This is a genomic window from Nocardioides alpinus (assembly GCF_900112035.1).
In the GTDB taxonomy this organism is placed as follows: Bacteria; Actinomycetota; Actinomycetes; order Propionibacteriales; family Nocardioidaceae; genus Nocardioides; species Nocardioides alpinus.
In genome coordinates this window covers 176,873-198,207 of the sequence record NZ_FOKC01000001.1, presented here as the reverse complement: position 1 = coordinate 198,207, position 21,335 = coordinate 176,873, and the positions used below count along the sequence as shown (strand labels likewise).

The following is a 21,335-nucleotide window of genomic DNA, read 5'->3' as shown; positions in this document are numbered from 1 at the left end:
TCAGAACGGCCTGTAGGAGATGCCATGACGACTCAGGACAACCTCGCACAGGAGCCGCGCCGGATTCTGCTGGACTATCCCCACCGGGTGGCAGGGCACTGCGGATCCGGAGCGCTGAGGGATCTGGTGGAGTGGGCTGGTCTGGGCTGGGAGGAGGTGCCGAGCGAAGGTCTGGTCTTCGGGATGGCCGGTGGCCTCGGCTTCACCTATCTACGGATGTCCGGGCTCACCCCGCCCGTCTACCTTGTCGGGCGCAGTGATGGATTCGAGATAGACCTTCCTACGAGGCTAGGTGCAGAGGTCGAGGTGCGTCGGACCGACGATCCCGGGACCGGTTGGTACTGGGTCCGTCGCGAACTCCAGCACGGCCGTCCCGTCCTGTTGTGGGCTGACATCGCCGAGCTGCCCTACCTCAATGTCCGCCTGCAAATGGGCCGGCACGACATCGTGGTGATCGGCTACGACGACGACACCGAGACGGCGTTCGTGGTGGACAACGACCGAGCCGAGGTGCAAGAAGTTCCCTACGACGCTCTTGCGCGGGCGCGTGCGTCGCGGTCGTTCCCCGTGCCCACGAGGCACACGACGTACTTCGTGAACTGGCCGCAGATCCTGCCCGAGCTGCGTCCGACCGCGGCTTCGGCACTCGTGGCCTCGGTCGAGAACATGCAAGCAGAGGCGACCGCGATCATCCCGGACACATCGGCGCTGCCGTCGGATGCTGTTGCTGCCGCCGGAGTCCGTGGAGTTGCGGCATTCGCCGAGGATGTCGGCCAGTGGCCGGGAGTCATGTCGGAACCGGAACTCGATGGCACGCTCCGCGCGCTCCATGCCTTTGTGGAGAAGGCCGGGACCGGGGGTGGCCTGTTCCGCCGGTTGCAGGCGGCGTTCTGCTTCGAGGTGGCGCGACTCACCGACTGCGCTGAGGTGGCCACGGCCGGCACTGCGTTGCTGCGATGCGCCGACACGTGGTCGGCTGTGGCTGCGGCGGGGCGTAGTGACGGTTCGACGCTCGAGCGCTGGCGACGGGTCCACGAGCTCGCCGCGACGCTACCCACCCGCGAGGACCAGGCAGTCGCTGAGATGCGCTCAGCGGCGGCGGAGCTGGCGAGGCTGTCCTGACCATGGACTTCGCCGACCGCACCTTCCTCGTCTCCGGCGCCACCTCTGGACTGGGCCGGGCAACCACGCTGGCGCTTCTCGAGCGCGGCGCCAAGGTAGTCGCCGCGGACCTGACGGGCGAGGCGCCCGCAGGCGCCACCTTCGCACCGACCGACGTCACGGACTCGGCCCAGGTCAAGGCCGCTGTGGATACTGCGGTTGAGCTGGGCGGCTTCGCCGGAGCCGTCAGCTGCGCTGGGATCGCGGCAGCAACCAAGGTGCTGTCCAAGGGTGAGCCGCACTCGCTCGACGTGTTTCTGAAGGTGCTGCAGGTGAACCTCGCCGGCACCTTCAACGTCGCCAGGCTGGCGGCCAAGGCGCTGAGTGAGGGAGAGGCCGGCCCGGATGGTGAGCGCGGAGTGATCGTCAACACCGCCTCCGGGGCGGCGTACGACGGCCAGATCGGCCAAGCGGCGTACTCCGCCTCCAAGGCGGGCGTCGTCGGCATGACGCTGCCCATGGCGCGCGAGCTCGCGACCCACGGGATCCGCGTCATGGCCATCGCGCCCGGGCTCTTCCTCACCCCGATGCTCGAGGTACTACCCCACGCGGCACGCGAGTCGCTCGGCCAGCAGGTGCCGTTCCCGGCGCGGCTGGGCGACCCGATGGAATTCGCCGACCTGGTCTGCCACATCATCGAGAACCGCATGCTCAACGGCGAGGTTATCCGTATCGACGGGTCCATGCGGATGGCAGCTCGATGATCCGCGCAGGCACCGCGAGTTCTGTCGCCCGGATCGGTGGACTGTGAGCCGGGACGTCGGTGCGACCGCCGACGACAACAGCCACATTGTGCACGCCGAGGATCTCACGCCTGGCCAGGTGATCCAGCTCGGATCCCACACGGTCTGCGAAAGCGAGATCATCGCTTTCGCGACGCAGTGGGACCCGCAGTTCTTCCACCTCGATCCCCCTCGCGCGGCAGCCGAGAGCCAGTTCGGCGGCCTCATCGCCAGCGGGCTGCACACCCTCTCGATCTACCAACGGCTGTGGGTGGACAGCCGCACGCAGCCGTGGCGCGTCATCGCGGGCGCCGCCATGAATGACGTGGCGTTTCTTCGCCCGGTTCGCCCCGGGGACGTCCTTACGGGGCACACCGTGATCGACGATGTACGTTTCGAGCCCGACAAGCATCGCGGCCGCGTCACCTTCGCAGGCGCACTCAGCAACCAGGACGACAAGCTCGTGCTCCGCGTCACCACGGCCGTCTACCTCGGAGCGAGGACCGCGTAAGGGCTGCACAAGCGCGTCCACGGCCGCTGGCCTGGGTCGACCAGACCATCGCCCGCACCGCACTACCCGCCCCTTCCCGAGGCGCATTCCTAAGCACGCGGTTCTTTCTGACTACGCCGGTGCCGCCTGGCTACAGCAACTCGCCATCGACGAGGAGTACGGCCGCGGGGGCGGCGACTTCGGTACGGCGGTCGTGGCCCACGAGAGGGAAGTCACCACCCGTGACCACATCCCGTTCTGGGGGTTGACCTCGCGATCTGACCGACGGTAGGTTCATCGACCAGCGTTCGAAAGAGTTGCAGTCTCACCCTTGGTCGGATCGGTGTTGCTGAGGGAACCGACGTCGAAAGCTCCACTACGGAAGGAAAGTGCCTTGCCCATTGCGACCTACGAGCCAGGCGGGGAAACGCTGGCGGACCGGCTGACGGTTGCGCGGGTTCACAATCCCGAGCAGGAAGCACTCGTCTGCTATCAGGACGACGGCACGCGCGTGACGCGGCTGACCTACGAGGAGCTCTACCAACAGGCATTGGCCATCGCCAAGGGGTTGAACGCGCGAGGTGTCGGCCACGGAGATCACGTAGCCCTGTGGCTCCCGAACGGACCCGAGTGGGTTCTGTTCCAGCATGCGACCGCGATGCTCGGCGCCGTTCTCGTCCCGGCGAACTCCTTCTACCGGGAGGCCGAGTTCGAATACCTGCTGCGCCAGTCGGACGCGGCGGTCCTGGTGTACACCCCCCGGTTCCTCAACCTCGACTACGAGCAGGCTCTGAGGAACCTTGCCCCTGAGTTGGAAAGCAGCGGTGCACACCGGTTCGACCGGTTCCCCATGCTGCGCGACGTGGTCTGTGTCGGGGAGGAACCGGGCCTGCCGGGAGCCCTGAGTCTCCACGCCCTGGTGGATGGCGGGCAAGCGATGACCGACGAGGACCTGTTCAGGATCACGGCGGACGTCAAGCCCGACGACGCGCTCATGATCATGTACACCTCCGGCACCACAGGAGACCCGAAGGGGTGCCTCTTGTCACACGCCAACCTCCTGACGAACTCCTTGCACTTCAGTGAGTCTCTGGAGCTCGACGATGACAGCAGGTACCTCATTCCCATCCCGTTCTTCCACAATGGTGGTTGTGTCCTGGGCCTGCTGAGTGCACTTCAACGGGGATCGACCCTCATCTCCATGGACAGATTCGTCCCCGCACTGGCCCTCCGCATCCTGGCCGAGGAGAAGTGCACGCACACCGGTGGGGTTCCGACCATCTACATCGCCCTGTTGCACGATCCCAGCCTCCAGGAGTACGACTACAGCACCATGAAGATGGCGTTCATGGCGGGCGCGCCGTGCCCGGTCGAGGTCAGCAGGTCTGTCGAGAAGGCCTTCGGGATGACGATCATCATCGGTCTGGGCATGACCGAGAGCTCCCCACTGATCACGATCTCGCGCAAGGAAGACCCCTTCGAACAGCGAGTGGGATCGGTGGGCCGCCCGAAAGGTTGCGAGGCGAAGATCATCGGCCCGGACACTGGAGAAGAGGTGGGCCCGGGTTTCGACGGCGAGCTGCTCACTCGGGGCCCCAACGTCATGCAGGGCTACTACAAGATGCCCAAACAGACCGCTCAGGTTCTCGACGAGGACGGCTGGCTGCACACAGGCGACATGGTCAGGTGCGACGAGGATGGGTTCTACTACGTCACCGGACGCCTCAAGGACTTGTACATCGTGGGAGGCGAGAACGTCGCCCCCGCAGAGGTCGAGGCATTCATGCGCACCCACCCGGCCGTTCAGGACGCCTATCTCGTCGGCGTCCCGGACGAGAAGTACGGCGAGGTCGGGCTCGCGGTCGTCCAGTTGAAGGCAGATCACGAGGCGACGGAGGCCGAACTCATCGACTACTGTCGGGGACAACTTGCCAGCTTCAAGGTTCCTCGATACGTCGAGTTCGTCACCGAGTACCCGCTGACGCCGGCTGGCAAGGTGAAGAAGTTCGTCTTGCAGGACGCCTACGCGAAGTCCATGGACCTCAAAGGCTATGGTCCCACGGCCTGAACTGGCTCCGAGCGCGGGTTCGAGTACCGGCGCGTGGAGAGACATCGAGAACGTCTCGTCGTCGTCGCGAGTGGCCTTCATCGAAGGTGACGAGCCACGGATGCTGCGAGCAGCGGCCCTCGCGACGCAAACCGGCCTCTGCCGACCGGTGCTCCTCGGGAAGCGGTCGGAGATCCAGCGTGCTTCCCGAGACCAGGGCATCGACGTGGGTGCAATCGACACGCTCGACGTCAGCGACCCCGCCGTCCGCGAACAGTTGGTGCGCGACTTCGAGCGTCAGGTGGGCCCGGCGTCCGACCTTCGCAGCGCGACGCTGTCGAACCCCGCTGCCTGGGGTGCGACGCTGGTCCGGTGCGGATGGATGGACGCAGCCATCGGAGGAACGCGTACCACCAGTGCGGACATGCTCCGTGCCGGTCTCTCGTGCATCGGGCTGGCGCCGGAACGATCCACCGTCAGTGGAGCGATCTTTCTCGACACTCAGCGACCGGACGTCGGATCTGGAGGCACGCTCGCCTTCGCGGATGCTGTGGTGACCCCTATGCCCACCGTCGATCAGCTCGCCGACATCGCGGCCGCCACGGCCCGATCCTGGCGAGCCTTGATGAGGACCGAGCCGCGTATCGGTTTTCTGTCCTTCTCCACGCGGGGCAGTTCTGGGTCCCTCCACGTCCAGCGCATCCGCGACGCCGTCACTCTCTTCCGACGGAGGTTTCCCGAGGAGGCCGTCGACGGAGAACTGCAGTTCGACTCAGCCGTCTCCATGGCTGTGGCGGAGCGCAAGAACGCGACCGGCGCACTGGCTGGCGCGGCCAATGTTCTTGTCTTCCCCAGTCTCGACTCGGCCAACATTGCCTACAAAGTGGCGGAGCAACTGGGGGGGGCACGGGCACGGGCCTTCCTGCAGGGCCTCGCGAGGCCATTTGCGGACGTATCGCGGGGGTGCAGCGTCGACGACATCGTGACCACCCTGCGAATGCTGCTCTACGACACCCTGCAGAACCCTGAGCCGGAGAGCAGTCGACGAGAAGGAGTGCTGAGTTGAACACGGTAAGGATTGCGAACGGACAGGCCTTCTGGGGTGACAGTCCCGCTGCGCCAGTAGCCCAGGTACGAGGTGGTGACATCGACTACCTGACCTTGGACTACCTGGCCGAGATCACCATGTCTGTCCTGCGCAAGCAGTACGAGCGAGACCCCGATGCCGGGTACGCGCGGGATTTCGTCGATCTCATGTCGGAGATCATGGAGGAGTGCCTAAAACGAGACATCAAGGTGGTTGCCAATGCCGGGGGAGTCAACCCCCAGGGTTGTGCCCAGGCTCTGCTCGATGTCGCAGCGAGCAAAGGGATCAGCGGGCTGCGGGTCGGCGTCGTCACCGGCGATGACATCATGGCGCAGCTGGACGACCTGGAGAGTGAAGGCGTGCCGTTGCAGAACCTGGACACCGGCACGTCCTTTGACGAGGTCAGAGACCGCATCGCCAGTGCGAACGCCTATCTAGGCGCTGAACCGATCGCACGCGCTCTGGCCGATGGAGCGAACGTTGTGATCACCGGACGCTGCACGGATCCCGGATTGGTTCTGGGTCCTCTCGTGCATGAGTTCGGCTGGCAGTGGGATGACTGGAACCTGCTTGCGGCGGGCACGGTGGCCGGGCACACGATCGAGTGTGGCGCCCAGGCCAGCGGCGGCAATTTCCAGGGTGGATGGCGCACGATGGACGATCTCGCGCATGTCGGGTACCCCATCGTCGAGGTGAGCGCCGACGGCACCTTCGTCGTCACCAAGCACCCGGGGACCGGGGGCGCGGTGACCACCGCTACCGTGACCGAGCAACTGCTGTACGAGCTCGGTGACCCAGCAACGTACTTGTCGCCCGAGGTGACGGCCGACTTCACCGCCCTTCAGGTGCAGGAGGTCGGCCCGGACCGAGTCGAAGTCACAGGCGCGCGGGGCCGGCCCCCGACGGACTCGTTGAAGGTGTCGATGGCCTACTCGGACGGGTTCCAGGGCGCCGCGATGATCACGTATGCGTGGCCTGACGCGATCGCCAAGGCTGAACTGGCGGACTCTGTCCTGCGGACGCGACTGAAAGACCTTGGCCTGCCCCTCCGAGCGATCCGCACCGATCTCGTCGGATACAACTCCGTTCACGGCCGGGTAGTTCCGCCGGCGGGCTCGGACCAGTCCGAGGTCGTCCTGCGGGTCTCGATCTGGGCAGACGACCCAGACACCGTGAGCAGGTTCGCGGCCGAGATCGCCCCTCTGGTGATGGGCCCGCCCGGCTTCACCGGTCTACTGGCCGGGGGACGGATGAGGCCGAGCCGTGTGATGGCCTACTGGCCGACCCTGGTCCCCAAGAGTGTGGTGGACCCTCAAGTGATTGTGAGAGATGGCGTATGAGACTCATCGATGTGGCGCACGCACGGTCCGGGGACAAAGGCGACTCCGTCAACATAGGACTCATTGCACTTGACCGCTCGGACTACCCCTTGCTCGTCAAGGAGGTAACGGCGGAACGGGTTGCCCATCACTTCGCCGGAGTCTGCCTCGGCGAGGTGAAGCGGTACGAGCTGCCGAACTTGGGGGCGCTCAATTTCATCCTGACCTCCGCATTGGGCGGCGGAGGAACGACCTCGCTTCGGGTGGACGCTCAGGGCAAAGCCATGGGCGAGGCGCTCCTGTTCATGGAGATCGATGTCTGAGCAGGCCGATGCACACGCGTCGGAGGCCCCGGAGTACGCGGCCGGCGGAGAAACGCCGGCCAAGAGACGCAGGGAACTGCGTCAGACCCGGCGGCGTGTGGAGATTCTCGAGGCGGCGGCCGAGGAGTTCGCGATCCGCGGCTATCACGACGCGAGCCTGCAGAGGATCGGCGACAAGGTCGGGTTGTCGAAGGCCAGCCTGTACTACTACGTATCGTCCAAGAGCGACCTGCTCGCCGAACTCTTGATCGCTGCGGTCGACTCCCAACCAGCCGAGGTGAGCGAAGGCGAACCTGCCGAACGGCTGCGGGAGTTCATGCACACACACGTCAGTCGTGTCTGCACGACCGTAGAGGGCCAGGCTCTCGCCGACAATAGCGACGTGCTCATGTCCAAGACGGCGCCCGCGAACCTGGCGGCGGCTCGACGACGGTATGAGGACGTTCTCGCCTCCATCCTGAGGTCGGGCATCGCCTCGGGAGATTTCCGGGACGTCCCTGTGCGTCCCGTGGTCAAGTTCATTTTCGCAGGCCTCAACTCGGTTCCACAGTGGTACCAGCCCAGCGGTGAGTTCCCTTTGGAGCGCGTGGTGGACGACGTCATGGGGATCCTTCTCACTGGGGTCCTTGCCGATGGCCGCTCGTCGAGCATCGCACCAGACCCATTCGACAGAACACGTACTGAGAAGTAAGGGAGAACCGTGCAGGTACTGCCCGATCGAGTAGACACCTCCTCCATCGAGTTTCAGCAAAACTTGGACCAGATGCGGTTGAGCCTCGACGAGGTCGCAGAGGTTCGCTCGGCGACACTCCTTGGCGGAGGCGAGAAGTCCGTCGCGCGCCTACGCGCTCGCGGAAAGCTGCTCGCGCGCGAACGCATCGAATGGCTGTTGGATGAGGACTCGCCGTTCTTGGAGCTGATGCCCTTTGCGGCGTGGGGCACCGAGTTCACGGTGGGCGCCAGCGTGGTGACCGGCATCGGCGTCATCGAGGACGTCGAGGTCATGCTCATCGCCCACGACCCCACCGTGCGCGGAGGGACCCTGAACCCCCATAGCTTCAAGAAGGTCTTCCGTGCCATGGAGATCGCGAAGGAGAACCGGCTGCCGGTCATCACGCTCGTGGAGTCGGGCGGAGCCGACCTGCCGACCCAGGCCGAAGTGGCCATTCCAGGCGGGCGGATGTTCCGGGACCTGACTGATCACTCCGCCGCCGGGCTACCCACGATCGCGCTCGTCTTCGGCAACGCGACAGCTGGCGGTGCCTACATGCCCGGCATGTCCGACTACGTGGTGATGGTCCGCGGGAGATCCAAGGTGTTCCTCGGGGGACCGCCCCTGGTGAAGATGGCCACCGGCGAGGAGTCGGACGACGAGTCGCTCGGGGGCGCGGAGATGCATGCCCGGACCTCCGGACTCGCCGACTATCTGGCCGAGGATGAACTCGACGCGATCCGCATCGGTCGCGAGATCGTGCGCCGTCTGAACTGGCGCAGACTGGGCTCGAGTCCTAGCGAGCCGCCCGACGAGCCCCTCTACCCGGTCGAACAGCTCCTCGGCATCCCCTCCTCGGACCCCAAGGTGCCGTTCGACCCACGCGATGTCCTCGCCCGGACCGTCGACGGCTCCAGGTTCGATGAATTCAAGCCGCTCTATGGCACCTCGCTTGTCACGGGATGGGCGTCCATCCACGGATACCCGTTGGGTGTGCTGGCCAACGCGAGAGGCGTGCTTCTCAACGAGGAGGCCGAGAAGGCGACTCAGTTCATTCAACTCGCCAACCAGATCGACACCCCACTGCTGTTCCTCCAGAACACCACGGGATACATGGTCGGCAAGACCTACGAGCAAGCCGGGATCATCAAGGACGGGGCCAAGATGATCAACGCGGTGACCAATAGTCGAGTCCCGCATCTCACCGTCAACATAGGAGTCTCCTACGGAGCGGGGAACTACGGCATGGCTGGCCGAGCCTTCGGACCGCGTTTCCTCTTCTCCTGGGTCAACTCCAGGACCGCCGTCATGGGACCTCAACAACTCGCGGGCGTGATGTCCATCGTCGCGAGGGAATCAGCGGTCGACAGGGGTCTCCCGTTCGACGAGGCTGCCGACGTCGTCATGCGCGAGACCGTTCAGTCGCAGATCGAGCGCGAGCAGACTGCGCTGGCGAACAGCTCGAGGGTGTACGACGACGGCGTCATCGACCCGCGCGATACGCGGACTGTCCTCGGCATCTGCCTGTCCGTGATCCACAACAACGAAGTCCGTGGCCAGCGCGGCTACGGCGTATTCAGGATGTGAACCTTTGTCTTCGATAAGCATGGTCCTGGTCGCGAATCGCGGTGAAATCGCACGACGGATCTTCCGTACCTGTCGCGACATGGGCATCAGCACGGCCGCCGTCTACTCCGACGCCGACATGGACGCGCGCCACGTGGCCGAGGCGGACGTAGCCGTACGGCTGCCAGGGGTGAGCCCGGCGGAGACCTACCTGCGTCCGGATCTCCTGGTGGATGCCGCCCTCAGGGTGAACGCCGACGCCGTTCATCCTGGTTACGGGTTCCTGTCCGAGAACGCCGGCTTCGCCCGTCTCTGCGCCGAGAACGGACTCACGTTCGTAGGTCCGCCGCCGGACGCGATCGAGGCGATGGGGTCCAAACTCGCCGCCAAGGCAATCATGGCCAGTGTCGGCGTCCCTACGCTGCCATGGACCGACGTGACCGATCTGGACACGAACACGGTCCGTCAGGCGGCTGAAGACCTCGGCTACCCCCTACTGGTCAAGGCGTCCTCGGGTGGTGGGGGGCGTGGCATGCGCACGGTGCTGGATCCCGGCGACCTACTCGAAGCCGTCGCCGCCGCCAAGCGGGAGGCCGCTGCTGCCTTCAGCGACGCGACCGTGTTCCTGGAACGACTCGTGGTCTCCCCTCGCCACGTGGAGGTGCAGGTGCTGGCCGACACGTATGGCGCCGTTGCGCACTTGTTCGAGCGCGAGTGCTCGATCCAGCGTAGATATCAGAAGATCATCGAGGAATGCCCCTCGCCCGCGGTGGATGAAGACCTACGCGAGCGTCTGGGCAGGGACGCTGTGGCGGCGGCCAAGGCCGTTGGCTATGTCGGTGCCGGGACCGTGGAATTCGTGATGGACGGTCAAGGTGAGTACTACTTCCTCGAGATGAACACACGGCTCCAGGTCGAACATCCGGTCACCGAGCTGGTCACCGGGCTCGACCTGGTCCGCCTGCAGCTCATGGTCGCCCAACACGAACCGCTTCCCGCCGAGGTGTCGAACGCTGTCATCACCGGCCATGCGGTCGAGGCAAGACTCTACGCCGAGGACCCGCTGCAGCAATTCTTGCCACAGACCGGAACGCTCGACACCTTCGACCTCGGGCAGGTTCCGGGGGTCCGGATCGACAGTGGCGTGGAAGTCGGATCGTCGGTCAGTCAGTACTACGACCCCATGGTGGCCAAGGTCATTGCCTGGGCGCCGGACCGGCAGGAGGCGATACGCAAGCTCAGTGCGGCACTCGCCAACGCCCGCATCCATGGCTTGGTCACGAACCGGGATCTCCTGGTCCGCATCCTGCGGCATCCCGAGTTCGTGGCCGGTCACACTGACACTGGATTCTTGACCCGGCACCCCGCCGTCGACCTGGGCCGACCACTGGCCGGACCGGACGCTCAGCGCCTGCATGCGGTCGTGGCGACCCTGGCTCTGGTTGAGCGCAAACGGGCGGCGGCGTCGGTACAGCGCACCGTTCCCTCCGGGTGGCGGAACAACCGCTCGCAGCCGCAGACCATCAGCTTTGAGGCCGAAGAAGCACAGTACCGGGTCGCCTACGTACTGGACCGTGGAACTGTTCGCGCACACGTCAACGATGACGACCTACCTGAGCTGGCCGTCAGTGTGCTCACGCCCCAACGAGTTGTTCTCGAGGTTGACGGTCTCCGCGAAACCTTCCACGTCGAGATCTCCGGTCACGGGGACTCACCGACCGTCCATGTGGATGGCCGCCTCGGCCACACCTCCTTCACCCGGACACCGCGCTTCCCCTCCACGGCGTCAGCCGCCCCCGGCGGCTCCCTCATGGCGCCGATGCCGGGCACCGTCGCGAGGGTGCTCGTTGCTGTCGGCGACGACGTCGCTGCTGGAGAACCGCTGTTGGTCCTTGAGGCCATGAAGATGGAGCACACCATGACGAGTCCGCATCAGGGCGTCGTCCGCGAAGTCACGGTTGAGCAGGGGTCAGCAGTGCATGACGGCGAGGTGCTCGTGGTGATCGAGGAGAACGAGAACTAGGCGGCCTCGCCGCAGACGTGCGCTTTCTGCACCCACTAACCGATGTCAACAAGGAGCACCAGATGGACTTGCGTGAAACCGGTGAGCACACCGCTCTCCGAGAGGCCGTGGCGAAGCTTGGACGGTCGTTCGGTCACGAGTACTTCGTCGAAACCTCGAAGTCCGGAGCCAAGAGTACGGACCTTTGGAAGGCTGCGGGACAGCACGGCTTCTTGGGGGTGAATCTGGCAGAGGAGTACGGCGGCGGGGGCGCCGGCGTTTACGAGCTGCAGATCGTGGCCGAGGAGCTGACCGCTGCCGGCTGCCCACTCCTCATGATGGTGGTGTCCCCTGCGATCTGCGGCTCGGTGATTCAGACTTTCGGCACGGAGGAGCAGAAAGAGCGATGGCTCCGACGTCTGGCCACCGGCGAGTCCATCATGTCGTTCGCCATCACCGAACCGGACGCAGGCTCGAACTCGCACAACATCTCGACAGTGGCCCGTCGCGACGGTACCGATTACGTGTTGTCCGGCACCAAGTACTACATCTCGGGTGTGGACGAGGCTGACGCCATCCTCGTCGTCGCACGAACGGGCACGGACCACAGGGGCCGCGGGAAGCTGAGCCTCCTGGTGGTACCCACCGATGCCGCCGGCCTTACCAAGACGCTCATTCCGGTGGAGATGACGGCACCGGACAAGCAGTTCACCCTCTTCTTCGACGATGTCCGCCTTCCTGCTGAGAGCCTGATCGGGGAAGAGGGCGACGGTCTACGCCAGGTCTTCCAAGGCCTGAACCCCGAGCGGATCATGGGGGCAGCTATGGGCAACGGCATCGCTCGATATGCCCTGGCCAAGGCGGCGGAGTACGCCCGAGGACGCCAGGTGTGGGGCGTTCCGATCGGCACACACCAGGGCGTCGCGCACCCTTTGGCGCTTGCGAAGATCAACGCGGATCTTGCTCGCCTGATGACGCAGCGGGCCGCCTGGCTGCACGACGAGGGAGACCCCCTGGCCGGAGAGGCCGCCAACATGGCGAAGTTCGCGGCTGCCGAAGCAGGCATGGCAGCATTGGACCAGGCCATCCAGACCCACGGCGGGAACGGGTTGTCCACAGAGTACGGGTTGGCCACCTTATGGGGCTCGATGAGACTCATGCGGACCGCGCCGATCAGCCGAGAAATGATCCTCAACTATATCGCCAGGCACAGTCTCGGCCTGCCCAGTTCCTACTAGGGGTTCACGATGACCAACCCGCACGATGACGCTGTCACCTACGAAGTCGTCAACGGAGCCGCCTGGGTGACGCTGAACCGCCCAGACGCACGAAACGCCATCAACTCCGCTATCCGCGCCGGCTTGTTCGAGGCCGTCGCCCGTTTCAACTCCGATGTTGAAGCGAAGGTCATGATTCTTACCGGAGCAGGTGACGCGGCCTTCTGCGCCGGAGGGGACCTCAAGGAGATGGCCGAGCAGAGGCTGGGGCCGCCTCCGCCGGACTTCATTCCATACTTCGGCCGCACCGTTGCTGTCGACAAACCCACCATCGCGGCCGTTAATGGTGTGGCCTACGCGGGTGGCTTCCTCATGGCGCAGATGTGCGACCTGGTAGTCGCCGCCGCAAACGCGCGCTTCGCCGTGACGGAAGTGAAAGTTGGCCGCGGGTCGCCCTGGGCGGCTCCCTTGCCGTGGCTGATCCCACCCCGCGTGGCCATGCAGCTTCTTATGACGGGCGATCCCATCGACGCTGTGAGAGCGCGGGAGGTGGGGCTGGTCAACGAAGTGGTCCCTGCCGCACAGCTGCGCGAGGCGGCTCAGGAGCTGGCTGAGCGGATCGCCGCCAACGCCCCGCTGTCCGTCGCTGCATCGAAGGCGATGGTGTATGCATCAGCAGATCGTGGTTGGCATGACGCACTCGATGAGGCGGACCGGATCTGGGAGCCTGTCTATCTGAGCGCTGATGCACAGGAAGGTCCACGGGCGTTCCGCGAGAAGCGCCCACCGCAATGGCAGGGCCGATGAGCACGGGCCGTCCGAGCGCCGGTGGTGTCGACGACAATTGCGTGCAGCTCGACCTTCTGCTGCGTGATGTCGCCGCCGAAACGGGCTGCTTGATGAGCATGCTGCTGCCTCTGCCGGTCGTTGCCTGGGAGAAGGCGACGCCCGCGGAAGGGTGGACGGTTCGAGATCAGGTGAGCCACCTGACGTTCTCAGACAACGCCGCGTATCTCGCACTCACCGACCGGGCGGCGTTTACCCAGTTGCTCGCGGAGGCACAGCCGGATCCGATCGCTTTCGTAGACCGTGCGAACATGCCCGGGCAGACGATCGGTGTACCTGAGCTGCTCAGCGGCTTCGTTCAGGCGCGGGTGCAGATGGTGCACTCACTGCGTGCAGTCGATCGGCAGACTCGGGTTCCTTGGTTCGGGCCACCCATGAGCGTGCTCTCCTTCGTCACTGCTCGGCTGATGGAGACATGGGCACATGGGCAGGACGTGCGCGACGCGCTCGGTGCGGAGACGGTCGCGACCGATAGGCTCAGACATATTGCGGACATCGGAGTTCGGACCCTGCCGAACAGCTTTCGGGCGCACGGGCGACCGATCCCTGCGGTCCCTGTCCGGGTCGAGATCACCGGCCCTTCTGGAGAGTTGTGGGTATGGGGTGAACGGGGAGCGAAGAACCGCGTCACCGGGTCAGCACTCGATTTCTGTCTCGTCGTCACGCAGAGGCGTCACCCTGGCGACACTGACGTATCAGCCGAGGGCGCGGTCGCGGCGGAGTGGATGTCAATGGCGCAAGCCTTCGCTGGCCCCCCCGGCGCCGGCCGGCGCGCGGGCCAATTCTTTGGGCGTCCCGCAGAACAGGCAGCCGCCCTTGGGGATGAACGGCACGACTGATGAAGAACCGGACTACGCCCGCCGGTGCCCGGCCCTAGACCACTGTCGGGGAAGGACAGATTGATAGCGCCGGGGGGAGGGTCTGCCGCACGATCAGGTGACAGGTTGGGTCGGGCCCGGTGGCGGATCCCGGTGCGTCAGGCTGAGGTGAAACACCACTACTGAGTTCCTTCCCTGCACCGGGCGAAGGTGGATCCCGTATGGTTGGGCGTCCGCGGCTTGGAGACCTGCCAGCGCCACCCGAGGTTCCGACTATCGTAGTGGCATGCGCATCTTCACCACGCTGGACGACGTCGCCGCGGCTGCTGCTACCGACATCGGCACCAGCGAATGGTTCGTGGTCGATCAGGCCCGCATTGACGCCTTCGCCGACGCCACGCTGGACTACCAGTGGATCCACGTCGATGCGGACGCGGCCGCTGCGGGGCCCTTCGGGAAGACGATCGCGCACGGCTTTCTCACCCTGAGCCTGCTCTCCCACTTCGCGTCGCAGGTGTTCGCGCTCGAGACGCCGGGTGCCCGACTGAACTACGGACTCGAAAGGGTGAGGTTTCCGGCACCGGTCCCGGTCGATAGTCGCCTACGCTCGCACGTGCGATTCGGCGAAATCCGCGATCTCCCGACGGGCAAGCAGCTCGTCGTCGAGCACACAGTCGAGATTGAGGGTCATGGTAAGCCGGCGTGTGTCGCGGGGCATCTCGTCCTTCTCTTCGCTTGACCTGGGATCGGCACGGCCGGGCGCGGCGTCACCATTAGACGGTAGGGACTGCTGCACGATGGGGTGGAGAGTGTCGGTTAGGCCGCTTGGGTCGCGTAGGGCTTCATCATCAGCTCGTATTCGACCGGGGTCAAACGTCCGGGGCGGGGTCACGATGGCGATCCGCAGCTCCTCACGCGTCGGCCATGCTCGTCGGTTGAGGACGTTCTTCTGCAGCAGCGCGAAGAACGACTCTATGGCTGCGTTGTCGGCGGCTGTTCGCCGTGCGCCGCGGATCTGGGAGGCCCCCCACGTGACAGCCCACGGGGCTATCGACTCGATCACCGGCGCCAGTGAGTGGCCCCCGGCCGTCAGCGTGTAGTGGCGGCGGTGTAGGCACGTTCCACCGCGCCCTCGCGCTCGAGCTCCCGAAGCCGCTGGGCGACGAGCCGGTGAGTGAGCCCGGGAACTCTCGAGCGGATCTCGCCGAGGCGCTCCACGCCGTCGGCAGTGCGCGGATGATCGTGCCGTTCCAGCGCCCCCTGATCAACTCGACCGCGCGGTGGAAGATCGGTCAGTAGCTCTCCCTCTCGTCCATGCAGCCAACCTCCGCGACCCACGAGTCGCCGGACCCCTCGACCCTTGCCACGACGTGACTGGGAAGGAACCCTAGAGTCGCTTACCACAGAGTAAGGCATACTTCCATACGAGGAGGGTCTCGTGGACGTTCGTCCCCATCGGCCGGACCCTTTCGCGCTGATGTTCCTGGGCGCCGGGAGATGATGACCGACCACGCGGTGAGCAGGGGTGTGCCGGCGGCTGGGCTGATGGTGCCCTTCACCGGTGCCGTGATCATCCTGCGTGGCCTCATGGCGTCCGTCGGCGTCTGGCCCGACCTGGGAGCCTGGCGCGAGACCGACCCGGTGAGCAAGGTGAACGGGCAAACCCAGTTCCTCAAGGAGCTATCCCTCGCGGGCGCCGCGCTGGCCCTGTTTGCCTTCTTCGCCTCCGCGGGTGGCGAGTTCGGCCGGGTGCTCGGCCCGGTGCTCACGCTGTGACCGGCTCGCTGGTCGACCTGCCCGCCCGCGCCGGGGCCAGGCCGCGCACCACTCCGAGCAATCCGCACACCCAGCTCGACCAGCAACCTGACGACGATCGGCCGCGCCGTCTCCTGGAGGAGAGGCTCGCCCAGCTGCTGCCGGGAGTGGTCTGGCGCCCCAGCATGATCTCGGTCCCCGGAGCGCGCGCCATGACCCTGCCGGCAGATGCCGCGCAGGGCCCGCCCGAGGCCTTCATGGTGGGCACCGAGTTCGCTCACCTGCACCCCGCCCTGGACCACTCACTTCACCTGGTGCTGCCGCCCGCTGTCGCCTCCCGCGTGGTCGAGGCAGGGTGGGCGGAGCAACACCCGGTCGCCCGCCGCGGCCTGATCACCTCGGGCGCGGTGCTGGTCTACGCACCCCGCGATGAGGAGGAGGCAGAGCTGGTCTCCCGGATCGTGACCGCATCGTTCGAGTACGCACGGAGCGGTCCGGCCTGACCGGCCGAGAGATCGGAGCCGACCATCATGCGCATCCACGAGTTCGGCCACCCGCTGCTCTATGTCCGCGACCTGGATCGGTCCCGGCGGTTCTACCGAGACGTGCTCGGGTGGAACGAGATCCGCGGGGAGTGCCACTGCCGGTCCCCGCGGCGGCGTTCTCCTCCGGACGCACCCACCACGAGCTGTTGCTGATCGAGGTGGGCTCGGCGGCGGCGCCGATGCCTCCGGGGCGCTGTGTGGGGCTGTACCAGTTCGGGCTGAAGGTCGCCGACAGCGACGACGACCTGCGCGAGGTCGTGCGTCACCTGACCGAGCACGGGGTGCCGATCCAGCGGGCCAGCGACCACACGGTCACCCACTCGCTCTACATCGCCGACCCCGACGGGCACCAGATCGAGTTCTACGTCGACGTGATGGCGACCGAGGAGTGACTCGCCGATCCGTCGTTGGTCTTCGCCCCGATCCGGCCCCTGTGTCTCTGACCGAGCGGCCCGGCGGCCCGGCGGCCCGGCGGCCCGGCGGCCCGGCGGCTCAGCCGGGCTTCGGCAGGGACCGGGCGATGATCTCCTTCATGATCTCGGTGGTGCCGGCGTAGATCTGACTGATCCGCAGGTCTGTCCACGCGCGCGCGATCGGATACTCCTCCATGTAGCCGTAGCCGCCGTGGAGCTGCAGACACGTGTCAGCGACCTGCTGAGCCCGTTCCGAGGACCAGTACTTCGCCATCGCGGCGGTCGGGATGTCCAGCTCGCCCTTGACGTGCAGGTCGAGACACTCGTCGATGAAGGCGCGGGTGACGCGGGCTTCGGTGGCGACCTCGGCGAGCTTGAACTTGGTGTTCTGGAATCCGAAGATCGGCTTGCCGAACGCCTCGCGCGTGAGGGTGTACTCATGCGTCAGGTCCAGCATCAAGTCCATCGACGCGGCGCAGCTCACGGCGACGATGAGCCGCTCCTGCGGCAGCTGCATCATGAGCTGGATGAAGCCCTGACCCTCCTCGGTGCCGAGCAGGTTGCCGGCAGGCACGCGTACGTCATCGAAGAACAGCTCGCAGGTGTCCTGGCCCTTCAGGCCGATCTTGTCCAGGACCCGACCGCGCCGAAAGCCCTCGGAGCTGCTCGGCACGATGACCAACGAGACGCCGGCAGCGGCCTGATCGGGGGTGGTCTTGCAGGCGACCAGCACCATGTCGGCGTGATAGCCGTTGGTGATGAAGGTCTTCGCGCCGTGGACGACGTAGTCATCGCCTTCTCGGACTGCCTTGGTCTTGATCCCCTGGAGGTCGGAACCGGTGCCGGGCTCGGTCATCGCGATGGCGGTCACGACCTCGCCGGAGGCCATCTTGGGCAGCCACTGCTGCTTCTGCTCCTCGGTGCCGTAGTGCAGCAGGTAGTGCGCGACGATGCCGCTGTGCAGCGCTGCTCCCCAGCTGCTGTCACCGATGCGAGCCTGCTCCTCGATGAGGATCGCCTCATGGAAGAACGTGCCGCCGCCCCCGCCGTACTCCTCCGGGATCGACGTACACAACAGGCCCAGCTCGCCGGCGCGGATCCACAGCTCGCGGTCGACGCGCTTCTGGTCGATGAACCGCTCGATGTTGGGCTTGATCTCCTTCTCGCAGAACGTGCGGGCGAGCTGGCGGAAGTCGTCGAGATCCTGGGTCATCCAGGGCGAACGGCGGCCGGGCATGGGTCCTCCAGAGCTAATGGGTACCGGGTACAACCTGTACCGCAGGTTACGGGTACGTCCTGTACCCGCGCCAGCGCCGTGAGTTATGTTGCGGTCGTGGATCTCGCGAGGTGGGTGGACACGGCCGTCGTGCGCCGGTCCACTGCGCACGACTCCCATCGAGCTCCGCGGCGCGAACAGATAGTGGTGGCGGCGGCTGACGCGATTGAGAAGTACGGCGCCGGGGTCGGCACCGCTCAGATCGCCGAACACGCAGGCGTGGCGCGGCCTCACGTCTACCGCCACTTCGACAGCAAAGCGGATCTCGCCGGCGAGGTGCTGCGGTTCGCGGCGGACCAACTCATCGACACCGTTCGGCCCGCGATGCAGGTCAGTGGCACCGCCCCTGCCATCATCCGGGGTGTGATCGGGGCTGCACTCGGGTGGGCGGCCGAGCATCCGAACCTCTATCGCTTCATGGCTGTGCGCCAGCAGGACAAGGAGACGCATCGGGCCAGGCTGGGGCGCACGCGGTTCCTGGGGGAGGTGGTGGCCGCCGCGTCGGCGTACCTGCGCACCCCCGAGGTCGAGGTCGACCTTCCGGACGGGGTCATGGCCGGGCTGATGGGTATGGTCGATGCCGGGATCATCTGGTGGCTCGACCACCACGACGAGTCGCAGGACGAGGTCGTTGCGCGGATCGCGCACCAAGTTTGGTTGATCCTGCGCGATCTCGCTGACAGCGTCGGGCTCGGCATCGACGACGACAGTTACTTGAGCGTCCGATGAGGACCGCTCCAGCGTGTGGACGGCGCGCACCGTGCGCAGCCGCGTGGGTAGAGGAGGCCGAAGCATGGACGTCGAAGTCGGGAAGGCCGACGACCGCCTGGCGGCGGCGATGACGCCGACGGCGGGACCGCACCTCGAGGCGACCTTCTTCCTCGATCACGACAGCGCTCCGGTGCGCGACTTCACACAGCACGTGATCGCCGGCGCGTCGAGCCCGCGTGAGCGGGCGAGCCTGCTCTTCGCGGCCGTTCGGGACAGAGTCTGGTACGACCCCTACTCGGTTGCCCGAGATCGTGAGCACTACCGGGCCAGCTACGTGCTCGAGACGGGCCGCGCCTACTGCGTTCCCAAGGCGGTGCTGCTGACCGCGGCGCTGCGGGCCGCGGGCATCCCTGCCCGGCTGGGCTTCGCCGACGTCCGCAACCACCTGCAGACCGATACCTTGCGGGCCGTCATGGGTGGCACGGACCTTTTCGTGTACCACGGGTACTGCAGCGTCCACCTGGACGGGCGATGGTTGAAGGCGACGCCGGCCTTCGATGTCGAGCTGTGCGAGCGCTTCGATGTGCCCCCGGTGGACTTCGACGGACAGAGCGACGCGCTCATGCACGCCTTCACGTCCGACGGCACCCGGCACATGGAGTACGTGCGGGACCACGGCAGCTTCGACGACCTCCCGCTGGACCGGATCCTGACGGCGCTCGACCTGACCTACGGCCGCATGGCCCCCGGCGTCGGGGTTGCCGACGACGCCTTCATTGCTCCTGCCGACGCCAGAGAGGCCACCGAGCATGCACCCGTGGACCCGTCAGGGAGCTCGGACTGAGCACTCTCGCCTCAACGGACCTCGTGCTCACGACGAAAGTGGCTCGGTGAGCTGCCGGTCCATTTCTTGAAGGCGTGCGAGAAGTTGGTGAGATCGCTGTAGCCGAGCTCGTTGGCGACCTCGCCGACCGACGTGGAGGGGTCGAGAAGCCGCTTCCTGGCGCGGTCGACCATCGACTGCTGCAGCAGCTCGCGGAAACTGGTCCCCTCAGCGGCGAGGCGCCGTTTCAGGGTGCTCGAGGACATCGAGAACTCGTCCGCGACGGACTGAATCGTCCTTGCCCCGGACCCGTCGTCGAGCAACGCCCAGACTCTGCGGGTGAACTCCGGGGTGTCGGCTCGGCGCGCGAGCGCCTGCTGGAGCTCGGTGACGGCGAGTCCGTAGGAGATCGGGTCGGGAAAGCGGCAGGCAGCCTGAAGCGTCCTCGCGGGCATGTGCAGGTAGGAGAAGGGGGCGTCGAAGTCGAGCCGGGACCGGCTCTCGGCCTCTCGGGGTAGCACGCTCGGCTCCGGCCAGTGACTGTGCATGGTTGCCTCCGAGGCCTCGACGACCACCAGGTCGATCAAACGTATGAGTGCCAGTCCGCAGTAGGTGACGACCAGACAGTCGAGATCGGGATCGCCTGCGTTCCCCGACAGCCGGATCGTCAGGTCGTCCTGCTGCGGTTGGAACTGCGTGGTGACCGCGTTGGTGATCAAGGGCAGATAGGCCAGCAGCTCCACGACTTCTTCGACGGTGCACGCGCTAACCATCGGGACACTCAACGGTCCGAAGGATGTGAGCTGCGCGTGTTCTGCGCAGGCGATCCCGAGCCGGGTGGCCTGCTCGACGTCGAGGTCGGGATAGACCTCGCGGAACCACCGCAGCGGTGCCTCGCCCTGGGTCTGGATGAGAGCCAGCTCACCGGTTCCCTCGCGCGCCATGATGACGCGAAAACGCTCGACGGCGTCCGCGTCGATCGCCGGACTGCTTAGCAATTGCACGAAGGCCAGCGACGGGACGCCTGGCTCGTCTGTCCTCACAGGCAATCCTCACGTGATCCGAATTCACAACATACTGACACGATACGACATGGCTTTGCCGTGGACAGTCGACAACAATCATCATCGAAACGTCTATTCGGTAGGCAAAGGCAGGAGAATTGTCGATGGCAATGGTCACCTTCATGTCGCACGATGGGGAGCAGCACGAGGCCCCGCTCGAGGAGGGCAGCTCGCTGATGCAGGTGGCGACGAACAACGCCATCCCGGGCATCGATGCCGACTGCGGCGGCGAGGCCGCATGCGGCACCTGCCACGTGATCGTTGATCCCGCCTGGGCCGACAAGGTCGGCCGGTCCGGTCCCGAGGAGGAGGAGATGCTGTCGATGAACCCCGAGCGACAGCCGACGTCTCGCCTGTCGTGCCAAGTCAAGGTCTGCGAATCGTGGGACGGCTTGACGGTGCAGTTGCCCGAGTTCCAGATGTAGCAGGAGGGTCAAG

At 65.9% G+C, this 21,335-nt stretch carries 25 protein-coding genes and 1 pseudogene; 22 read left to right on the top strand and 4 right to left on the bottom strand.

Translation table 11 applies throughout. The features are described from left to right. Positions 1-24: 24 nt before the first annotated feature. The 14 genes from BM127_RS01030 (at position 25) to BM127_RS00965 (ending at position 15,049) form a co-directional block, all read left to right on the top strand. The gene (locus tag BM127_RS01030) at positions 25-1,122 is read left to right on the top strand and encodes a BtrH N-terminal domain-containing protein (RefSeq protein ID WP_091193164.1); all 1,098 of its coding nucleotides are present in this window, start codon (positions 25-27) and stop codon (positions 1,120-1,122) included. A gap of 2 nt (positions 1,123-1,124) precedes the next feature. Further along, positions 1,125-1,865: an SDR family NAD(P)-dependent oxidoreductase gene (locus BM127_RS01025; RefSeq protein WP_091193162.1), complete on the top strand. Its 741-nt coding sequence runs from the start codon at positions 1,125-1,127 to the stop codon at positions 1,863-1,865. A gap of 43 nt (positions 1,866-1,908) precedes the next feature. Next, positions 1,909-2,394 carry a MaoC/PaaZ C-terminal domain-containing protein gene (locus BM127_RS01020; protein WP_269800911.1) on the top strand — a complete coding sequence of 162 codons (486 nt, stop codon included), beginning with the start codon at positions 1,909-1,911 and terminating at the stop codon, positions 2,392-2,394. A 373-nt stretch (positions 2,395-2,767) separates the two neighbouring features. Then, positions 2,768-4,441: an AMP-binding protein gene (locus tag BM127_RS01015; RefSeq protein ID WP_101228981.1), complete on the top strand. Its 1,674-nt coding sequence runs from the start codon at positions 2,768-2,770 to the stop codon at positions 4,439-4,441. Next, complete coding sequence (locus BM127_RS01010) at positions 4,425-5,486, top strand: phosphate acyltransferase (protein ID WP_091193157.1); 1,062 nt, start codon at positions 4,425-4,427, stop codon at positions 5,484-5,486. Before BM127_RS01015 ends, BM127_RS01010 begins: the two co-directional genes overlap by 17 nt. Next, entirely contained in the window at positions 5,483-6,847 is a 1,365-nt protein-coding gene (locus BM127_RS01005) for an acyclic terpene utilization AtuA family protein (RefSeq protein ID WP_091193153.1), read from the top strand. Before BM127_RS01010 ends, BM127_RS01005 begins: the two co-directional genes overlap by 4 nt. Beyond that, complete coding sequence (locus BM127_RS01000; RefSeq protein ID WP_091193150.1) at positions 6,844-7,149, top strand: AtuA-related protein; 306 nt, start codon at positions 6,844-6,846, stop codon at positions 7,147-7,149. Before BM127_RS01005 ends, BM127_RS01000 begins: the two co-directional genes overlap by 4 nt. Then, a complete protein-coding gene (locus tag BM127_RS00995; protein WP_091193148.1) occupies positions 7,142-7,840 on the top strand; it encodes a TetR/AcrR family transcriptional regulator in 699 nt (232 codons plus the stop codon). Before BM127_RS01000 ends, BM127_RS00995 begins: the two co-directional genes overlap by 8 nt. Before the next feature lie 9 nt (positions 7,841-7,849). Continuing rightward, positions 7,850-9,448, top strand: coding sequence for an acyl-CoA carboxylase subunit beta (locus tag BM127_RS00990; RefSeq protein ID WP_372476560.1), 1,599 nt, complete (start codon positions 7,850-7,852; stop codon positions 9,446-9,448). A gap of 19 nt (positions 9,449-9,467) precedes the next feature. Then, positions 9,468-11,450 carry an acetyl/propionyl/methylcrotonyl-CoA carboxylase subunit alpha gene (locus tag BM127_RS00985; protein WP_091193145.1) on the top strand — a complete coding sequence of 661 codons (1,983 nt, stop codon included), beginning with the start codon at positions 9,468-9,470 and terminating at the stop codon, positions 11,448-11,450. A gap of 62 nt (positions 11,451-11,512) precedes the next feature. Continuing rightward, positions 11,513-12,667, top strand: coding sequence for an acyl-CoA dehydrogenase family protein (locus BM127_RS00980; protein ID WP_091195286.1), 1,155 nt, complete (start codon positions 11,513-11,515; stop codon positions 12,665-12,667). A gap of 9 nt (positions 12,668-12,676) precedes the next feature. Then, complete coding sequence (locus BM127_RS00975) at positions 12,677-13,453, top strand: enoyl-CoA hydratase/isomerase family protein (RefSeq protein ID WP_091193141.1); 777 nt, start codon at positions 12,677-12,679, stop codon at positions 13,451-13,453. Between the two features lie 41 nt (positions 13,454-13,494). Next, on the top strand, positions 13,495-14,331 hold the full coding sequence (locus BM127_RS00970; RefSeq protein ID WP_217642304.1) for a TIGR03084 family metal-binding protein: 837 nt from the start codon (positions 13,495-13,497) through the stop codon (positions 14,329-14,331). Between the two features lie 265 nt (positions 14,332-14,596). Further along, positions 14,597-15,049, top strand: a complete 453-nt coding sequence (locus tag BM127_RS00965) for a MaoC family dehydratase (protein WP_091193139.1) — start codon at positions 14,597-14,599, stop codon at positions 15,047-15,049. Between the two features lie 77 nt (positions 15,050-15,126). Here BM127_RS00965 and BM127_RS21725 read toward each other — a convergent pair. Beyond that, a pseudogene (locus BM127_RS21725) lies at positions 15,127-15,298 on the bottom strand (IS3 family transposase); the annotation flags it as partial. 101 nt (positions 15,299-15,399) lie between these two features. Next, positions 15,400-15,528 (bottom strand): winged helix-turn-helix transcriptional regulator, encoded by a 129-nt coding sequence (locus tag BM127_RS23120; protein WP_157829637.1) that lies wholly within the window; start codon positions 15,526-15,528, stop codon positions 15,400-15,402. Between BM127_RS23120 and BM127_RS22950 the strand changes: the two genes are divergently transcribed. The 5 genes from BM127_RS22950 to BM127_RS22675 all read left to right on the top strand — a co-directional run bounded on the left by BM127_RS22950 (position 15,481) and on the right by BM127_RS22675 (position 17,002). Beyond that, a complete protein-coding gene (locus tag BM127_RS22950) occupies positions 15,481-15,609 on the top strand; it encodes a hypothetical protein (RefSeq protein ID WP_269212857.1) in 129 nt (42 codons plus the stop codon). The two genes, BM127_RS23120 and BM127_RS22950, sit on opposite strands and share 48 nt — an antisense overlap. A 246-nt stretch (positions 15,610-15,855) precedes the next feature. Further along, the gene (locus tag BM127_RS00955; protein WP_217642303.1) at positions 15,856-16,086 is read left to right on the top strand and encodes a hypothetical protein; all 231 of its coding nucleotides are present in this window, start codon (positions 15,856-15,858) and stop codon (positions 16,084-16,086) included. After that, positions 16,083-16,568: a luciferase domain-containing protein gene (locus BM127_RS00950; protein WP_091193136.1), complete on the top strand. Its 486-nt coding sequence runs from the start codon at positions 16,083-16,085 to the stop codon at positions 16,566-16,568. Before BM127_RS00955 ends, BM127_RS00950 begins: the two co-directional genes overlap by 4 nt. Before the next feature lie 27 nt (positions 16,569-16,595). Beyond that, entirely contained in the window at positions 16,596-16,763 is a 168-nt protein-coding gene (locus BM127_RS23115; RefSeq protein WP_198554457.1) for a VOC family protein, read from the top strand. Continuing rightward, on the top strand, positions 16,700-17,002 hold the full coding sequence (locus BM127_RS22675) for a VOC family protein (protein WP_269800910.1): 303 nt from the start codon (positions 16,700-16,702) through the stop codon (positions 17,000-17,002). The genes BM127_RS23115 and BM127_RS22675 overlap by 64 nt, the downstream gene beginning before the upstream one ends. Before the next feature lie 100 nt (positions 17,003-17,102). Here BM127_RS22675 and BM127_RS00940 read toward each other — a convergent pair whose 3' ends face one another. Then, complete coding sequence (locus BM127_RS00940) at positions 17,103-18,260, bottom strand: acyl-CoA dehydrogenase family protein (protein ID WP_091193134.1); 1,158 nt, start codon at positions 18,258-18,260, stop codon at positions 17,103-17,105. 96 nt (positions 18,261-18,356) lie between these two features. Between BM127_RS00940 and BM127_RS00935 the strand changes: the two genes are divergently transcribed. Both BM127_RS00935 and BM127_RS00930 read left to right on the top strand, forming a co-directional pair. Further along, positions 18,357-19,028 carry a TetR/AcrR family transcriptional regulator gene (locus BM127_RS00935; protein WP_231263140.1) on the top strand — a complete coding sequence of 224 codons (672 nt, stop codon included), beginning with the start codon at positions 18,357-18,359 and terminating at the stop codon, positions 19,026-19,028. 64 nt (positions 19,029-19,092) lie between these two features. After that, positions 19,093-19,854 carry a transglutaminase-like domain-containing protein gene (locus tag BM127_RS00930; RefSeq protein WP_231263141.1) on the top strand — a complete coding sequence of 254 codons (762 nt, stop codon included), beginning with the start codon at positions 19,093-19,095 and terminating at the stop codon, positions 19,852-19,854. A gap of 11 nt (positions 19,855-19,865) precedes the next feature. Here the strand turns inward: BM127_RS00930 and BM127_RS00925 are convergent, their stop codons facing one another. Further along, the gene (locus BM127_RS00925) at positions 19,866-20,876 is read right to left on the bottom strand and encodes an AraC family transcriptional regulator (RefSeq protein ID WP_091193132.1); all 1,011 of its coding nucleotides are present in this window, start codon (positions 20,874-20,876) and stop codon (positions 19,866-19,868) included. A 125-nt stretch (positions 20,877-21,001) separates the two neighbouring features. Between BM127_RS00925 and BM127_RS00920 the strand changes: the two genes are divergently transcribed. After that, on the top strand, positions 21,002-21,322 hold the full coding sequence (locus tag BM127_RS00920) for a 2Fe-2S iron-sulfur cluster-binding protein (protein WP_091193131.1): 321 nt from the start codon (positions 21,002-21,004) through the stop codon (positions 21,320-21,322). The last annotated feature ends 13 nt before the right edge of the window (positions 21,323-21,335 follow it).

Bases quoted from the DNA above. Each gene is read 5' to 3' on its own strand.
- BM127_RS00965 (WP_091193139.1), top strand. From the start codon at position 14,597: ATGCGCATCTTCACCACGCTGGACGACGTCGCCGCGGCTGCTGCTACC.
- BM127_RS01025 (WP_091193162.1), top strand. From the start codon at position 1,125: ATGGACTTCGCCGACCGCACCTTCCTCGTCTCCGGCGCCACCTCTGGA.
- BM127_RS01000 (WP_091193150.1), top strand. From the start codon at position 6,844: ATGAGACTCATCGATGTGGCGCACGCACGGTCCGGGGACAAAGGCGAC.
- BM127_RS00940 (WP_091193134.1), bottom strand. From the start codon at position 18,260: ATGCCCGGCCGCCGTTCGCCCTGGATGACCCAGGATCTCGACGACTTC.
- BM127_RS00975 (WP_091193141.1), top strand. From the start codon at position 12,677: ATGACCAACCCGCACGATGACGCTGTCACCTACGAAGTCGTCAACGGA.
- BM127_RS01010 (WP_091193157.1), top strand. From the start codon at position 4,425: ATGGTCCCACGGCCTGAACTGGCTCCGAGCGCGGGTTCGAGTACCGGC.
- BM127_RS00995 (WP_091193148.1), top strand. From the start codon at position 7,142: ATGTCTGAGCAGGCCGATGCACACGCGTCGGAGGCCCCGGAGTACGCG.
- BM127_RS00920 (WP_091193131.1), top strand. From the start codon at position 21,002: ATGGCAATGGTCACCTTCATGTCGCACGATGGGGAGCAGCACGAGGCC.
- BM127_RS00955 (WP_217642303.1), top strand. From the start codon at position 15,856: ATGGTGCCCTTCACCGGTGCCGTGATCATCCTGCGTGGCCTCATGGCG.
- BM127_RS00985 (WP_091193145.1), top strand. From the start codon at position 9,468: ATGGTCCTGGTCGCGAATCGCGGTGAAATCGCACGACGGATCTTCCGT.
- BM127_RS23115 (WP_198554457.1), top strand. From the start codon at position 16,596: ATGCGCATCCACGAGTTCGGCCACCCGCTGCTCTATGTCCGCGACCTG.
- BM127_RS00930 (WP_231263141.1), top strand. From the start codon at position 19,093: ATGGACGTCGAAGTCGGGAAGGCCGACGACCGCCTGGCGGCGGCGATG.
- BM127_RS00980 (WP_091195286.1), top strand. From the start codon at position 11,513: ATGGACTTGCGTGAAACCGGTGAGCACACCGCTCTCCGAGAGGCCGTG.
- BM127_RS01030 (WP_091193164.1), top strand. From the start codon at position 25: ATGACGACTCAGGACAACCTCGCACAGGAGCCGCGCCGGATTCTGCTG.